General features: G+C 57.9%; 13 protein-coding genes. 7 read left to right on the top strand and 6 right to left on the bottom strand.

The window, feature by feature from the left end:
- Positions 1-45: 45 nt before the first annotated feature.
- Positions 46-1,185, bottom strand: a complete 1,140-nt coding sequence (locus DHN55_RS11580) for a TAXI family TRAP transporter solute-binding subunit (RefSeq protein WP_337660191.1) — start codon at positions 1,183-1,185, stop codon at positions 46-48.
- Positions 1,186-1,758: 573 nt separating this feature from the next.
- Here DHN55_RS11580 and DHN55_RS11575 point away from each other — a divergent pair.
- The 4 genes from DHN55_RS11575 to DHN55_RS11560 all read left to right on the top strand — a co-directional run bounded on the left by DHN55_RS11575 (position 1,759) and on the right by DHN55_RS11560 (position 6,638).
- Complete coding sequence (locus tag DHN55_RS11575; RefSeq protein ID WP_108881841.1) at positions 1,759-2,013, top strand: GlsB/YeaQ/YmgE family stress response membrane protein; 255 nt, start codon at positions 1,759-1,761, stop codon at positions 2,011-2,013.
- Positions 2,014-2,182: 169 nt separating this feature from the next.
- Positions 2,183-2,854, top strand: coding sequence for an extensin-like domain-containing protein (locus DHN55_RS11570; RefSeq protein ID WP_337660190.1), 672 nt, complete (start codon positions 2,183-2,185; stop codon positions 2,852-2,854).
- A 126-nt stretch (positions 2,855-2,980) separates the two neighbouring features.
- A complete protein-coding gene (locus DHN55_RS11565) occupies positions 2,981-5,320 on the top strand; it encodes a S8 family peptidase (RefSeq protein ID WP_337660189.1) in 2,340 nt (779 codons plus the stop codon).
- 46 nt (positions 5,321-5,366) lie between these two features.
- Positions 5,367-6,638: a peptidoglycan-binding domain-containing protein gene (locus DHN55_RS11560; RefSeq protein WP_337660188.1), complete on the top strand. Its 1,272-nt coding sequence runs from the start codon at positions 5,367-5,369 to the stop codon at positions 6,636-6,638.
- Positions 6,639-6,650: 12 nt separating this feature from the next.
- Here the strand turns inward: DHN55_RS11560 and DHN55_RS11555 are convergent, their stop codons facing one another.
- Positions 6,651-7,916 carry a nucleoside transporter C-terminal domain-containing protein gene (locus DHN55_RS11555; RefSeq protein WP_108881414.1) on the bottom strand — a complete coding sequence of 422 codons (1,266 nt, stop codon included), beginning with the start codon at positions 7,914-7,916 and terminating at the stop codon, positions 6,651-6,653.
- Positions 7,917-8,110: 194 nt separating this feature from the next.
- Here DHN55_RS11555 and DHN55_RS11550 point away from each other — a divergent pair, with 194 nt between their 5' ends.
- A complete protein-coding gene (locus DHN55_RS11550) occupies positions 8,111-9,181 on the top strand; it encodes a molybdopterin-dependent oxidoreductase (protein WP_108881413.1) in 1,071 nt (356 codons plus the stop codon).
- A gap of 13 nt (positions 9,182-9,194) precedes the next feature.
- Here the strand turns inward: DHN55_RS11550 and DHN55_RS11545 are convergent, their stop codons facing one another.
- A complete protein-coding gene (locus DHN55_RS11545) occupies positions 9,195-9,677 on the bottom strand; it encodes a GNAT family N-acetyltransferase (protein WP_337660187.1) in 483 nt (160 codons plus the stop codon).
- A 95-nt stretch (positions 9,678-9,772) separates the two neighbouring features.
- On the opposite strand from DHN55_RS11545, the gene DHN55_RS11540 reads away from it, so the two are divergent.
- A complete protein-coding gene (locus tag DHN55_RS11540) occupies positions 9,773-10,783 on the top strand; it encodes a pyridoxal-phosphate dependent enzyme (RefSeq protein ID WP_108881411.1) in 1,011 nt (336 codons plus the stop codon).
- Between the two features lie 63 nt (positions 10,784-10,846).
- Here DHN55_RS11540 and DHN55_RS11535 read toward each other — a convergent pair whose 3' ends face one another.
- The 3 genes from DHN55_RS11535 to eda form a co-directional block, all read right to left on the bottom strand.
- Entirely contained in the window at positions 10,847-13,195 is a 2,349-nt protein-coding gene (locus DHN55_RS11535) for a molybdopterin cofactor-binding domain-containing protein (RefSeq protein WP_108881410.1), read from the bottom strand.
- Positions 13,196-13,199: 4 nt separating this feature from the next.
- Positions 13,200-13,649 (bottom strand): 2Fe-2S iron-sulfur cluster-binding protein, encoded by a 450-nt coding sequence (locus tag DHN55_RS11530; RefSeq protein ID WP_108881409.1) that lies wholly within the window; start codon positions 13,647-13,649, stop codon positions 13,200-13,202.
- Positions 13,650-13,876: 227 nt separating this feature from the next.
- Positions 13,877-14,521, bottom strand: a complete 645-nt coding sequence (gene eda / locus DHN55_RS11525) for a bifunctional 4-hydroxy-2-oxoglutarate aldolase/2-dehydro-3-deoxy-phosphogluconate aldolase (protein ID WP_108881840.1) — start codon at positions 14,519-14,521, stop codon at positions 13,877-13,879.
- Positions 14,522-14,876: 355 nt separating this feature from the next.
- On the opposite strand from eda, the gene DHN55_RS11515 reads away from it, so the two are divergent.
- Complete coding sequence (locus DHN55_RS11515; protein WP_108881839.1) at positions 14,877-15,878, top strand: TRAP transporter substrate-binding protein DctP; 1,002 nt, start codon at positions 14,877-14,879, stop codon at positions 15,876-15,878.
- Positions 15,879-15,905 lie beyond the last annotated feature (27 nt).

The raw sequence follows: 15,905 nt of genomic DNA, 5'->3' as shown, positions 1-15,905 counted from the left end.
TTGGATCGACTTACTTACTGGCCGGGTTTTCCCGGCATGCTTTGTCTAGTTTGCCTTGGAAACCGCCTCATTCCATTGGATAAATTTGTTGAACAGTATCTTCTGGTCTGACTGGCTGAGTGCCACCGTGCGACCCTGACTGGCGAGATACGCCTGGAACGCCTCAAACAGTTTACGCTGTTTCTTGGTCGGCGCAGCTGTAGCCACCTTGGCCTGGTTTGCCGCAAGCCAGTCCCTTGCAACCGAATACCTGCGCCAGCCCGGCAATTCCGCGGCGAGGTTCACTTCACCCCATTTCTGGTGCCGCGGTGCCTTCTGGAATTCGTCAAACTGCGCGAAGAAGCTTTCGATAAACCGCTTCACGCGATAATAGCGCCCGGTCTTCGGTTTCCAGTTGAACACCGCCATGACTGCCCCGACTGCGATGGTATCAACCGGGCTGTCAGCATCCACCATATTGCCGTAGTCCTTCGAGCTCAGCTTTGCCGGCAGGTAGCTGCGCTGCAGTTTTGCCGTGTAGGGGACCGGCACGATGTGCAGTCCGTCATCCTTTTTGACGGAAGTGAAAATGGATGCGGGTTTGCCGGCGACATAGACCATTGCATCAATCTTGCCGGTGCGCACTTTCTCCAGGGCGTCTTCGTAGCCGTGGCTGGACGGGGTGACCTTGATTCCGAGAGCGCCGAACACTGTTTCGGACGTCATGTAGGTGCCTGAACCCTTACCGCCGAAGTTTACCTTCTTGCCGCGAAGTTGCCTGATGTCTGTTATGTCCCGGCGTGCGACCAGATGCAGCTCTTCATTGTAGAGCTTGGTGATGTAGTTCACCCGGTTGCGAATATCGCCGTAAACTTTCTTGTTGCGCAAATAGGTCAGAACATCCGATTGAACGATGGCGACATCAACCCCGCGCAGATACAGCAAATCCTCGATATTCTTGATGGAACCCTTGCCGACAATAGGCAGGATGCGCAGATTATCGATATCATCCAGTTCGGCCTGCAAATCGGCGGCTATCCGGATATAAGTTCCTCCGATGCCGCCAGAGATCACACTCACGGTGTCATTGTTTGCAGCCTGCACCCTATCGGAATGGGCTTGCCCAAACGCTGATCCGACAGGGACAATACTGATAACCACAAGAGAGAACAATGCGGCAACCGCCGCAGAAAACAAACGATACATATGACCCCTTTGCCCGGCGTAAACACCAGGACTTTGGGTAAGACTATACGTACGGATACGTACACTTACACGCCGTGCCATCCCATTTTCAGGGCTCAGATTGTGAATATCGAATCAGGTTTAAACGAGTAAAGAATCGGGTAAAATTATGTTCGTATGCTGGCAATTGTGTGGCCACGTTAACTTATCAACAAATTGAAATTCTTACCTTGCGTGCACTAAATAGCGCTACGTTCAGCAAGTCAGTAGGCTGATTTCAGCATTTAGTACATGCTCTAATTCAGGGCAAAGTGAGTCTAAAAAAAGGCCAAGTATGGCCATTTGAGTGTCTGGCACTACCAATGCAGCTGTGTTTTGCATTGCATTGTCAGAGCCCAAAGTATGTGGCATTTAAAACTGCCTGGAGCATCGATGAGCGCGCAACTTTTCCAGATACGCCTGATTTTCCGCTGAAATTGACCTGATGGTCACAAAACCGGTGCGGCCGGGGTTCGATTTGGCGAGCGCGGTTTTGATTTTAACAGTATCGGAATCGCTTTACGGTGCAATCTGGAGCAAATGGAGACAGGCATCATGGGTATCGAAAGTCTTGTGGTCTTGCTGCTGGTCGGCGCCGTGGCCGGCTGGTTGGCGGGCCAGATCATGAAGGGTTACGGCTTTGGCCTGATCGGCAATATTGTGGTCGGCATCGTGGGGGCATTCGTCGCCGGCCTGATCTTCCCGGCCATCGGTGTATCGCTCGGCAGTGGCATCATCGCATCGATAATCCATTCCACGATCGGGGCCATCATCCTGCTGTTTGTGATTGGCCTCATCAAAAGAGCCTGATAAGCGAGGGTGCCAGCTCAGAAAAACTTCCTGTGTGAGAAACTGCCACAGAAGCAGTATGTCAAACTGCACCGGAATTGGTCTTGTTTGTGAGGCTTGTAATATATTGAAGCTGCAATATCTGTTTGTTTTCGCGACCGGTTTCTTCTTGTTGCCGGACGGCATCTCTATGGCTGCATCTGCGGACCGGGATGTGCCGTTGCCACGACCCAAGCCGGTGCAACCGCAGGCGCTACAACCGTCGGCACCTGCGGTGAGTTATTCCAACCTTGGCGAAAATGCCCCCGGCCGCAGCGAGCAATGCAAAGCCGCACTCAACGCTGCCGGAGCTTCCTTCAAATGGGTAGGGACCGCGACAGAGGGATCGTGCACGATAGGCGATGCGGTGGAACTGGCGTCGGTGAACAATGGAACGGATACGATCAGTTTCCGGCAGAAACCGGTCATGGCATGTGAGTTTGCCGCCTTGCTGGCGAGATGGACAGGAGAGGTGGCCGGTCCGGTGATGGCAGACCACGCGGGCGCCAGGCTGAAAGCGATAGACACCGGGCCAGGCATTGTGTGCCGCAGGCGGGCAGGCGGCGCAAAGGCCAAGATCAGCGAGCATGCCAAGGGAAACGCACTCGATATTACCGGCTTTCGATTGTCGGACAAACGCAACCTGCAGATTGGCGGCAACCTGGGCAAGCAGGAGAAACTGGCGTTCAAAGCCCTGCGTACGTCGGCTTGCGGATACTTCACCACAGTGCTCGGGCCCGGTTCCAATCCGGCCCACCAGCACCATTTTCATTTCGACCGCGCCAAACGCGGCAAGTCATACAATTACCGCATATGTGAATGAAACATGTCCGCGGGCAATGGGTGTGACGCGAGTTTGCCATAAATTGACGCGATGGTTCTGTCGCGTCAGACTTAACTAACGGCGGTTGTGATGCGTCTGATACCCGTTTCGAAAAATACGCCCCCGATGTCTTTCGGAAGCATTGAATCGACAGTCTTTACCCGGTTTCGCCGGGTTTCCTGGGCCATACCAGCGGCGATCCTGTGGATATCCGGTTCCGCACCAGTTTCAGCGCAAGGCTTTGCCGTTTCCTACAGTGATCCTAACCTGTGCGTCGCTTCGGTTTTGTATGCCACCGGCAGGCAAATCCTGGAAACCCCTGACCGGGACCTGACCCCGACGCCACCTCCATCGTCCCGTCCGCCGCAAACGCGGCCGGAGGATATCCCCGATTGTGTCCCGGTTCCCGGCCTGACGAGCGTTCCCGGGCAACCTGCTGCTGTCACGACCGAGCCGACACCAAAACCGCCCAAGCAGGCCGGCGAAGATCAAAAACAGCCTCCTGTTGCATCAAAACCGCCTGAAGAGGATCAACCGGGCGAAAAACCGGAACTGGGACTGGTCAAGGCACAGGACACGCTTGTCTCGCTGATCCTTGTCAACGAGGACGATGGTCAGCCTCTGCAGGGCGCCACGGTCCGGTTGCTGGCCCCAGAACCCGATCTGCCAGGCGGTGACACACCTGATGCAGACCTCACCGGTTCGGAAAACTATGCAGCCGGGGTTGAGGGCGATGAGCTGGGGGATGACGGACAGCTCCTGCTGTCGGTGGCACCGCAACCGGAAGATGATCCTGGCAGCATCAAGCTGACAGAGGTGTCAGAGGATAAGACCGCCGCCGACGCCGTGACACCCGGCAAGCCCGAGGTGACCCGGACGGCGCGGGTCGTCAGGCAAAATCCGCAACTGGTCGTTGCGACCGCGGCCAACTGGACACGCTTGCCGGTAAGACTGGTTCCCCAGGGGGCAAAGGTATGCGTCAACCGGAACTTCCGTATCGGAGACAACAATATCCATGTTGTCAGTCTTCCGGGGCAGCACATCGCCGAGTTCGCCCGGAATGCCAGTCGCTGGCAGGAGACTGAGTTTGTCGAAGCAGACCCGTGCCGCAACAAGGAAGACAGCAAGGACCCGCTGTATGAAACATCAGGACTGTGGGGTCAGAAGTTCGACAATCAATGGGCGATCAAGCGGGTTGGTTTTGAAGAAGAGAAACTGCCCCAGTGGCCGAGCAGGCTGCCTGCCTCGACAGACGTTACCGTCGCCGTCATCGACACCGGCCTGGACTGGTATCATCCCGACATAGACCACGACAAGATATGGACTAATCCCAACGAGGTGCAGGGCAATGGTATCGACGACGACAAGAACGGATATGTCGATGACATTGTGGGCTGGAATTTCGTCCGCAACAGAAACAAGCCGTGGGACTATGATGGTCATGGCACGTTCGTAACCGGTGTCATTGCCGCTGCGCAGAACAATGGCATTGGTATTTCAGGCATCAGTTCCTCCGCCAAAATCATGCCCTTGAAGGCGCTTGATGCTTTTGGCCGGGGATATGCCTCCATGGCAGCAGAGGCGATCAACTATGCTGCAGAGCATGGCGCACGGATCATCAATCTGAGCCTGGGTGGCCGGACCCTCACCAAAGTTGAACAGCTGGCTATCGATCATGCGCGCAGCAAGGGGGCTATCGTGGTGGTTGCGGCAGGCAATTCCGGCAAGTCGGTGGCGGACTTTTCGCCCGCCGGGCTGCGCGGTGTTGTGACCGTAACCGCAACGGACCGCAAGGACAGGCGGGCCGGGTTTTCCAATTGGGGACCTTTGGTGGATATTGCGGCTCCGGGCGTGGATGTGTTGAGCCTGCGGGCCCGGCGCACCGATCTTTTGTCACTCATTCGTGGTGTGAAATACAAGCGTGGTGAAGGTATTCTCGGAGAGGACCGGTCTTACTATCGGGCCAGCGGAACCTCATTTGCCACTCCGATCGTGACAGGAACTATAACAGAGCTTCTCGCCGGCAATCCGGAACTCACCGCTGAACAGGCGACCCGCATGGTGTTGCATTCGGCCCGGGATATCGAGACGCCGGGGGTTGATAACTATACCGGCTATGGACTGCTGGACGCCACGGCGGCGTTGGCGGCGGACCCGGAATACTTCAATGAAAGCCGGATCAGCGGCGTCAAGGTTGTTACACGCAGCGGCAAGCCTGTGCTGCGTGTTCTCGGCACGAGTAACACCGACGATTTCAAGGAGGCGGTTATCCGGCTTGGCAAGGGACCGGAACCGAAAAAATGGCTCGAAGTGAGCCGGAAGATACTGAAACCGGTGAACGACGGATTGCTGATCGAATTGCCGACCGGGGTTTTCAAGGGCGCCAAGCAGTGGACGATCAGGCTGATTACCCGGCACAAGAACGGAGCCGAGCGCGAGGCACGTTTCAGCCTGAAACTTGGATAACGAACAGTCAGGGTCGATGCCCTGGTTTGAACAGGAGTTGATTGCGATGAAACAACACGGTCTTTCATGGGTGCTGGCGATGTCGATGGGCATGGTGCTGGCGACGCCGGCAGATGCGGTGATTGTTGATATCGACATTGAAACCGAAGGAGAACCGGTTCCGGGCGCGTCGATTTCGTTTCGAACGCCCGGTGGCAAGGATGTGCCGGGCATAAAGGTGACGGAGGTTTCCGAAGAGCCCGAAGAAGTTGAAGAGGATGAGCCGGGCCGGGTGGTTGAACTGGATATCCCGCCGGTGCGCGTGGACGAGGAAAAGCCAGAGAAAGAGCGTCCCGAAAAGGAACGCGACCCGCAGCGGGAAACCGATCCGGACAAGCCCGGCAAGCCGCGGCCGGGACGTCACCGTGTTGAACTGCCCGACAATCTTGTTGGCCGCGACCTGGTTGTCGTGGTGACCAAGGGCGATGAAGTGGTGAAACGCGATCCGGTGCGGGTCGAGCAGGACACGTCCCGCATCGCTGTCGAGGCTTATGATCCCGTCGATGCCAGGCTGACGATCAAACTGGCGCAGGACAAGAAATGCCGCCGTGGCAAAACCTGCAACTACAAGCTTGAGGTAAGCAATGACGGCGCGGGAATTTACAAGGGTCCGCTGTTTCTGACCGGCGTGTTGCACGGCGCCGTGCGCAAGCCGGCAAAGCAGGACGGGTGGCAGTGCGCCTATAGCGGCCGGGGCAAGCAGATCTGCCATAGCCAGGTCGCGCTTCAACCCGGCGCCAGACAGTCCTGGACCCTGGGCGCCAGATTGCCCAGGCGGATGTCACAGACATCCTCCAATTGCCTGGAGATCGATGTGTTTTCCGGGGAGGTTTCGGGCCGTGTAAATCCACTGCTTATGGCGGTGCAGCTCGGCCTTGCCGGCCAGGGCATGAAGGTCGGACGCCCCGACGGCATCATGGGGCCGAAAACGGCAGCGGCGCTCCGGCAATTTACCGAGCAGAACGACTATGAGGGCACGGATGACCTTAATGACGTGTTCACGGCCCTTTACGGGCTGGCGCCGGCGCGGTTGGGCCGCCTGGGGGTTTCCGGCCGCAAGCACTGCAAGCGGGTAGCGCTGTATGCGCCGCCAAAACGGAAAAAACGGGTTACCAAGATCAAGCGCCGCAGGCCGCAATACCGGGATGACGACGACTTCGACGATTACGATGACTACGACGACTATGATGATTATGACCGGCGCCCGAACATCGGGATCGGCATTGGCGGATGGAACAGAGGCTTTTACCGGGGTCGCGGCAATCGCCGCCGCCGGTAGGCCACGACCTTCTTATGGCGGTGTCATGACACCGATGACCGCGCCGGTCATCAGTGTTGCCAAGAGGCCGGACACCAGCGAACGAGGCCCGAGAGACAGAATGTCGACCCGCCGGTCCGGACACAGGGCCAGCAGGCCGCCGGTCATGATCCCGAGTGAGCCGAAATTGGCGAAACCGCACAGTGCATAAGTCAGAATAAGCCGGCTGCGGTCCGACAGTACAGTCGTGCCGGTATCTGCAAGTTGCAGGTAAGCAAGCAGTTCGTTGAGAACGGTTTTGACACCGATCAGCTGGCCCGCCTGAGCGGCTTCGCTCCACGGGATGCCGGTCAGCAATGCAAGGGGTGTCATCACCCAGCCGAATATCTGTTGTGCTGAAACGGTTGCACCGAAAGGTGATGTGGCAGCCGACAATGCCATGTCGACCAGCGCGACGAGCGCGACCATGACCACCAGCATGGCGGCAACCGACACCACAAGCCTGACGCCGTCGGTTGTGCCGGTTGCGATGGCTTCCATGACCGAATCGCTTTTATACGGTTCGCCAATCTCGGTGACGTCGATGGCGTCTTCCTCGCTCGACCAGGGCACCATCAGACGGGCGGTCACCAGCGCTGCCGGCGCGCTCATCAGTGAAGCCAGCAGGATATGACCTGCGGCGCCGGCCAGTACCGGTTCCAGGAATATTGCGTACAGGGCCATGACCGTGCCGGCGACTGTGGCCATGCCGGTGGTCATCATGGCGAACAGCGCGCCGCGACTGGCGCCTTCAAGGTACGGCCGAGCCAGAATGGGTGCTTCCACCATGCCGACAAACACGTTGGCTGCAGCGACCGTGCCTACCGGACCGGTGACGCCCATGCTGCGGCCAAGCAGCCAGGCAAGGAAACCGACAACTTTCTGCAGAATGCCCAAGTGGTACAGCAGTCGCGCAATAACGCTCATCATTACGATTATCGGCAATGCCTGCAGTGCCAGTACAAACCCTTTGCCGGGGTCTGTAACGGTGAAGGGTGTGGGACCGCCTGCCAGATATCCGAACAGAAATTTCATGCCGGTGCCGGTTGCCGTTTGCAGCGCAATGACGGCGCCTGCCAGCAGATCAAAGACGAAGCTGAGTTGCGGGATCAGTATGAACAGGCCTGCGATGATGAACTGCAGCGCAATTCCGCCGGCTGCAATCTTGCCGGCCTGGCCTATGGGAACCGCAGCACGCCGTTCGCACAGCAGCCAGGCAATGAGCGGAATAACAATCAGCCCGCACAGGCTTTGCAGCATCAATCCCAAAATTCTCTCCCACCCGGATAACTGCTCTGCACCCCTGTGCGGCAGGCAACGATAAACGATTATGCGCTGTCATGACCATCAATTTTCCCGCTAGTCCACCAGGAAACTTTTTACCTGTCAGGCTTGCTGACGGCGCGGTGTGCTTCATGGTATGAGACACTGCCAACAGCCTGAAAACAGAATGGATGAGTGAGTTGAGAGACCATAAGCAGGGCGATTTTTCCCGCGAAGAAGTAACGCTGGCGAACCGCAATTCGGGCATCGCCCTGGAGATGTTGCGTTATGACGTGACGCCGATCGGTATGCACTACCTGCTGACCCACTTCGACTATCCGTATCTGGAGGCTGATACGTGGACGCTGGAGATCGGCGGCCTGGTGGGCAAGCCCACTGTGCTCGAGCTCGCTGACCTCAAATCGTTGCCTCAGATCACCCAGACGGTAACCCTGGAGTGCGCCGGTAACGGTCGCGCCAATATTGACCGGCGCTATCAGAGCATGCCGTGGCAGCACGAGGCGGTCAGCACGGCAAATTGGACCGGGGTGAGGCTCCGCGATGTTCTTGAAAAAATTCAAATAGACCCGTCAGCAGTTGAAATCGTGTTTTACGGTGCCGATCACGGTGAGGACGCCCAGGGTGAACATGACTTTGGCAGGTCTCTATCGGTCGCCCATGCCATGCAGCCGGAGGTTATGCTGGTCCATGAAATGAATGATCTGCCGTTATTGCCGCAGCATGGAGCGCCGGTGCGCATGATCGTGCCCGGCTGGTACGGCGTGGCCAGTGTGAAATGGCTGACCCGCATAGAAGCGATTGACCGGGCATTCGACGGCCCGCAGCAGGTTGGCACTTACATCTTTCGAGACAAACCGGAAGACCCCGGCACGTTTGTGCAGGAAATACGCGTCAGGTCGCTGATGATTCCGCCGGGGTTTCCTGACTTTTACTCACGCAGGCGTTTTGCCGACGCCGGGCCGGTGGAAATAATGGGCCGGGCCTGGTCCGGCAATGGCGTAGGTATCTCGCGGGTCGAGATCAGTGTCGACGGCAGCTGGCATGAGGCTACGCTGACGGCACCAGACTCGAAATTTGCCTGGGCCCGCTGGCACTGGCACTGGGATGCAACGCCCGGCGAGCATGTTCTGCAATGCCGCGCAACCGATGCCAACGGGCAGGTGCAACCGCTTGATGCGCGCTGGGACAATCAGGGGTTTGGCAACAACGCAGTGCAATCGGTGACGGTTACGGTGCGCTAGCCGCAACCGCCGCTCAGACCTCGCGGCTCCAGGACAATGTCATGATGTGTTGCGGGCCGCTGGGGCCGCCAGTGTAGATTTCGCCGGTATCATGAAACCCGCCGGCACTGTAAACATGGTGGGCCATCTTGTTGCGGCAGTTGACGGTCAGCACAACACCGGCGGCAGCCGGGTATTGCTGTTTCAGGAATGCCGGCAAGAGCAGGAGAAACCCTTTGCCAAAGCCTTTGCCCTGATGTCTCTGATCAATGACCACCTGACACAATTCCAGCATTGGCTGGCGGATATAGCCTGGCGCTTTGGTGTCGATCTGGAAGAACCCGACAATTTCAGCTTCGTGTTCGATTACCATATTGTCGCGGAGTAGGGCCGATGTCCCAAGTGTGAGCGGCATCGGATCCACGAACTGTTGCTGCTGGTCGCCCACGCTGAGCCTGCCGACAGCCTCATGGTCTTCCGGTAGCATGCTGCGCAATATGATGGTGGGTGGTTTCATGGTTGACCGTTTTTTGTTTCCTCGTCGGGCATTATTGGTAAAGGTGCTGCATGGCAAGCTCAATTGCCGCGTCTTTCGCATGAAAGGTTTCTCTGATGAACGACAAGTTTGCCGGGATAGGCAGCTTCCCGAGGGCTGAGTTGCTGTCCGGACCAACGCCTGTCGAACGGCTTGACCGGTTGTCGCAACAACTCGGCATTGAGCTGTCAATCAAGCGGGATGACCTGACCGGGCTTGGTTTTGGCGGCAACAAGGTCAGGCAGCTTGAATTCTACTTCGGTGCTGCTCTTGAGAAAGGCGCCGATACTGTGCTGATCACAGGCGCGGTTCAATCCAACTACGCGCGCACTGCCGCAACAGCTGCCGCCAAGCTTGGGCTAGGTGCTGTAATTCAGATGGAAGATCGCGTGCGGGGCATGGATGCAATCTACAACACATCCGGAAATGTCCTTTTGTCCCGCATGCTGGGCGCGGAATTCATGCGCTATCCGGAAGGCGAGGACGAAGCCGGTGCCGACCTGGCGCTGCGCCAGCGGGCCGAGGAACTGAGCAACGAAGGACGTACGCCCTACGTCATTCCGCTGGGCCTGAACAATCCGCCCCTTGGCGCATTGGGGTACATGAAGGCGGCTGAGGAAATCCTGCAGCAGGACGACGGGTTCGACTGCATGGTGGTTGCCTCGGGAAGCGGCCTGACTCATTTCGGACTGTTGGCCGGCCTGCGCGCACTGGGTTCGAGCATTCCGGTTCATGGCATCTGCGTGCGGCGCGACGCTGCGGCGCAGTCCCAGAGGCTGGCTACGGTGGGCACAAACCTTGATGCGCTCCTGAACTGTGATCCGATTGTTGATGCTGCGGATATCCTGACCTGGGACGGCGCGCTGGAGCCGGGCTATGGCCATGTCGGACCGCCTGCGCGCGAGGCGATCATGATGATGGCGCGTCAGGAAGGATTGTTTCTGGACCCTGTTTACACCGGCAAGAGTTTTGCCGGTGTACCGGGACTGGTAAAAGAAGGCGTGATTGCAGCGGGTGCGCGGGTTCTGTTTATTCACACTGGCGGCCAACCAGCCCTGTTTGCCTACCAGAGCGAGCTTGAAATTTAGTGCGACTTGCAAGCAGGGAGGCGGTCGGGTGACCGCCTCCCCATGTTGTTGATTAGATCCGGCTCAAGCCAGCTGATCGCCGATCGGCAGGTTGCGAATCCGCTTGCCGCTGGCGTTGAAGATGGCATTGGTGAGCGCCGGAATGAAAGGCGGCACTCCCGGCTCGCCGACACCTGTTGCATGCACCGCGAACGGATGCGGCACGATGTGGGTGTGCACCACTTCGGGGAAGTTGTCGGCACGCACCATTTCATAGTCGTTGAAATTGCCCTGCTGCACTTCACCGTCTTCAAAGGTAAGCCCCAGGTGCAGGGCGGTGGTCATGCCGAACACACACGCACCCTGCATCTGCGAACGGATGCGCTCCGGGTTGGCGGCGAAGCCGCAATCGATCGCCACATGCACCTCCGGCACTTTGACGGTGCCGCCTTCCACCCTGGCGTGAACCACCATGGCGATATAGGACACGAAGCTGCGGTGAACCGCGATGCCAAGACCCTCACCGTCCGGCAGAGACCTGCCCCAACCGGCCTTGTCGGCAGCCAGTTCCGCAACCGCACGCAGGCGCGCAGTGTCGAACGGGAATTCCTTTTGCGGTTCATACTGGTTCCAGAACTTGCCCGGCAGGCCGGACGCCTTGGCTTCCAGGACGCGGTCCGGACCAATCATTTCGATGAGAAAGTCTTTCTGGTCCTTGCCCAGTTCCGCCGCCAGTTCGGCGGTTGCCGACTGGACCGCAAAGGCGCGAGGAATGTTGGACACCGAACGATACCAGCCGATGCGCGTGTGTGCATATGCCTTGCATTGCTCGGCGCTGACATTGGGCAGCGCGTAGGGCAGGTTCTCCAGCCCCATGCCGATTTCGATTTCGTGCTGGTTGCCCTCATCCTTGACGAATGTCGACAGGAACGATGGCGCGGCACTGCGATGGCGCCACGCTGTTACCTTGTTGTCGGCGTCCAGGCCGATATCAATGCGCTCGACCGAAGATGTGTGGCTGTATCCGTTGCGGACATCGTCCTCACGGGTCCATTGCACTTTCACCGCACCACCGACTTCTCTGGCAAGGAAGGCGGCTTCAGTGGCAAAGTCAGCCTTTGACTTGCGCCCGAACCCGCCGCCGAGCAGGGTGACGTTCACCCGCACGGCATCCGGTTTCAAACCGAGATACTCGGCCGTGTCGGTGCGTGCCGTGTAGGGGCTCTGGACTGGCGCCCAGATCTCGCACTTGCCGTCCTTGTAGGCGGCAACTGCTGCGGGCGGCTCCATCGGCGCATGGGCCAGATGGGGCTGGTAGTATTCATAGGTCATTGTACGGGCAGCTGATTTCAGCGCGGCTTCGGTGTCGCCCTGATTGCGCACCGATGCGCCGGGTTGTGCAACCGATGCACGCAGTTCCTTCTCGTAGCCCGCAGTGTTGAACGACCCGTGCTCGCCCCTGTCCCAGTCGATTTTCAGTGCATCGCGGCCCTGCAGGGCGGCCCAGGTGTTTTTGGCAATCACGGCCACGCCACCCAGTGGTTTGAATTTCGACCCCAGCGGTGTCACCGGAATTTGCACGATTTTTTCGACACCGGGTACTGCCAGCGCGGTGCTGTCATCGACAGACTTGATGGTTGCGCCGACGACAGGAGGCCGGGCAATGACGGCAAATTTCATGTTCGGCAAATTCACATCTGCGCCGTAGACCGCCTTGCCGGTGGTGATGTCGTGCAGGTCGTAAATGGGTACCTGGCCTTTGCCGATATAGCGAAACTCCTGTTCGGTCTTGAACCGGAGCTGGTCGCGGGCAGGGGTTTCCAGGGCCATGGCCGGTTCTGCCAGGTCACCGTAGCCGATGCGGGTGCCGAGCGTCTTGTGCGTCACCTGGTGGCCGGATGCCTCGACCATATCTTCGCTGACGCTCCATTTCCTGGCGGCGGCCAGTTCCAGCATTTTGCGGACGGCGGCGCCGATCTCGCGGCATGGCTGAATGTGGTGGCGCAGGCTGCGCGACCCGTCGGTATCCTGGTTGCCGTATCTGGGTTCATCGCCTTCGGCCTGGACAATGGTGACACGGTCCCAATCGGCTTCCATCTCGTCAGCAATGATCATCGGCAGGGAGGTCCGCGAACCGGTGCCCATCTCAGAGCGGTGCGCGATGATCGTGACTTGTCCGTCAGGCGCGATCGACACGAAAATATGCGGATCGTTGCGCACGCCGTTGGGCATGTTCAGGCCTTGCGTCGGGTAGGCCTCAAAAGCCTGAGCTGTGCCCGGCAGGAAATGGGCGGCCAGGACGAAACCTGCTGCTCCCTTGAGAATGCCGCGGCGGTTGACTTCTGTCGTTGCGACCTTTCGCAAGGCGGCCTGCAGTGCCTGGCCGGTTGTCGAATTGGAGCTTTCCGCGAATGATTGAAGTTGATGTAACATGGCTTCACGCTCCCGTTGATGCTTGGCGGACGGCGGAAATGATGCGCTGATAGCACCCGCACCTGCAGATGTTACCGCTCATGGAGTCGAGAATTTCCTGGTCGCTGGGCTTCGGATTGGACTTGAGCAGGGAAGCTGCCTGCATGATCTGGCCGGCCTGGCAGTAACCGCACTGCGGCACGTTCTGGTCGCGCCATGCTACCTGGACAGGGTGTTTGCCGTCCTCACTCAGCCCTTCGATGGTGGTGACGGACTTGCCGTCGAGTTCCTGCATTGATACCAGGCAACCGCGAACCGCTTTTCCGTCTACATGTATGGTGCAGGCGCCGCAAAGGCCGGTGCCGCAGCCGAACTTGCTGCCGCTCAGCGCCAGTTCGTCGCGTACATACCAAAGTGCCGGCATGGAAAGGTCCCCGTCGAACGAATGTTCAACGCCATTTACGGTGATCTTCATGAAACTGTTCCTCGCATCTCACTCACTCAACAAACTCACTTGAGCTTGTTGACTGCGTGCACGAGCCCTCTCACCCGCTCGCGCGTGGGTGTTGGCCGGCTTGTCGCGACGCCGTTCTATGCGGAAACCGGAAAGATGACAGCGTCAGGCCGACCTTCAGACAACAACACGAATGTGGAGGTTTTTGGTTTTATGCCTGCAATTCATTGACTGCCGGGGAGCAGCGTTCAGCAGGACAGTTTCGAGGCTTGTGCTGCCAGTTTCTCAATTGCCGACCAGTTTTCAGATTTCAGGTGCTCAGGCGGCACGATCCATGATCCGCCCGCACATAGTACGTTCGGCAGCTTGAGGTAGTCTTCGACATTTTTCGGGTTCAAACCGCCGGTCGGACAGAAGTGGAAATCGGGCATGGGGCCGGCAAATGCTTTCAGCGCCGGTGCGCCGCCGGATGCCTCGGCGGGAAAGAACTTGGCAACATCAAATCCGTGTTCGTTGAGCCGCATCATTTCAGAGACTGTGGCAACGCCACCCAGCAACGGCAAACCAAGGCGCGCGCAGGACGTAACGAGTGTTTCCGTTGTGCCTGGAGACACGCCAAACCTGGCGCCTGCATCTATCGCTGCTGATACATCGCCGTCTGACACCAACGTACCCACACCGACCACACAACCAGCCACCGAGCTCATCTGCTTGATGACGTCAATGGCCGCCGGCGTGCGCAGTGTTACTTCCACGACCGGCAAACCGCCCGACACCAATGCTTGCGCCAGCGGCACGGCGTGTGCTGCCTCGTGAACCACCAGGACAGGAACGATGGGCACTGCATGAAGCATGGCCCTGAGCTGGCCTGAACTTTCTTTGCCGGTGAGCATTTTCATGGGTCTCCGAGTGCCAATTGGAAAATCGGCGTGAACTTGGTCATCACGATGATTGCTGAAAACTCTTCCGCAGAAAGAGCGATCGGGCTTCATCGACTGTTATGGCATGTGGCATTTTAAAACATCTGCAATCAATATCTTACTGCCAGGAGCCAATATTCCATTCAGGATTTTCCACCTCCCGGCAAGGCCGCACGGGCCTCTTGCCTGTGCTTGAAAAAGTACCATACTAGTAAACATAATGATTGACACGTCAAATTCAACATGACTAATTTCATCATCGAACCCCATTTCAGAAGGGTTGTTCCAGAATGGTTCTGGTGGCTTTTCGGGGCTAGTGGAGGAAAAAATGAACCTGATTAACAGTATAAAAAAACTTGCGTCCGGCGCCGTTATTGCCGCGACGGCTTTGCTTGCAGCCACCGCTGCAAAGGCAGAAGATGTTACGCTGCGCGGAGCCAGCCTGTTCGACAATGAGCACGCCTATTCCAAGACCCTCATCAAGCTTGGTGAGCTGGTCAACAAGGAATACGGCAAGAAGGTCACCTTTGACCTGCGTGGCAACAGCGAGCTGGGTATCGAGCCTGACTATGTCAACTTCCTGACCCAGGGTGTTGCCATCGATTATGCCATTATCGCGCCATCCAACCTGGCCCGTTTTGCACCTTCTGTGCCGTTGATGGACATGCCGTTCGTGTTCCGTGACCTCGATCACTGGAACGCGGTTCTGTCCAGCGACGTTTTGAAACCGCTGGAAGAAGAACTGCTCAAGAAGGCGGACCTGATGATTATCGGATATGCAGGTGGCGGCACCCGCAACCTGATCTCCAACAAGAAGATTTCCAACATCGAAGAGCTGACCGGTCACAAGATGCGCGTCATGGGCGCTCCCATTCAGGCACGGGTGTTCGAGGCGATCAAGGCGGCCCCATCGGCCATCGCCTATTCCGAGGTATATAATGCCATCCAGACCGGTGTTGTGGACGGGCTTGAAAACGAGTCGGCCAGCCTGCTTCAGTACAAGTTCTTTGAGGTTGCACCGCATATCACACTGACCCAGCACTCGATTACGGTTCGCCCGATCATCTTCAGCGGCAAGGCGTTCCGCAAGCTGCCTGAAGATCTTCAGAAAGCCATTCTCAAGGCTGGCAAGGAAGCCGGCGAATTTGGCCGTGCGCTTGAGTCATCTGAAGACTCCAAGAAGCTGGACCAGATGAAAACCGCCAAGCAGATCGAGGTTCACGCCTTTGCCGGTCGTGAAAAGCTGCTTGACCTGGTGACGCCGGTTCAGGACGCCTACGCAAAAGAGCTGGACGCTGAAGGCCTGTTGCAGGCCATTCGCTCTAAATAACCGGAGCCGGGAATTTCCCCTGTGGTA

The sequence above is a fragment of the Anderseniella sp. Alg231-50 genome (assembly GCF_900149695.1).
GTDB lineage: Bacteria > Pseudomonadota > Alphaproteobacteria > Rhizobiales > Aestuariivirgaceae > Anderseniella.
Note: the sequence above shows the minus strand (reverse complement) of the source record. Positions and strands in the feature narration are given on the sequence as shown.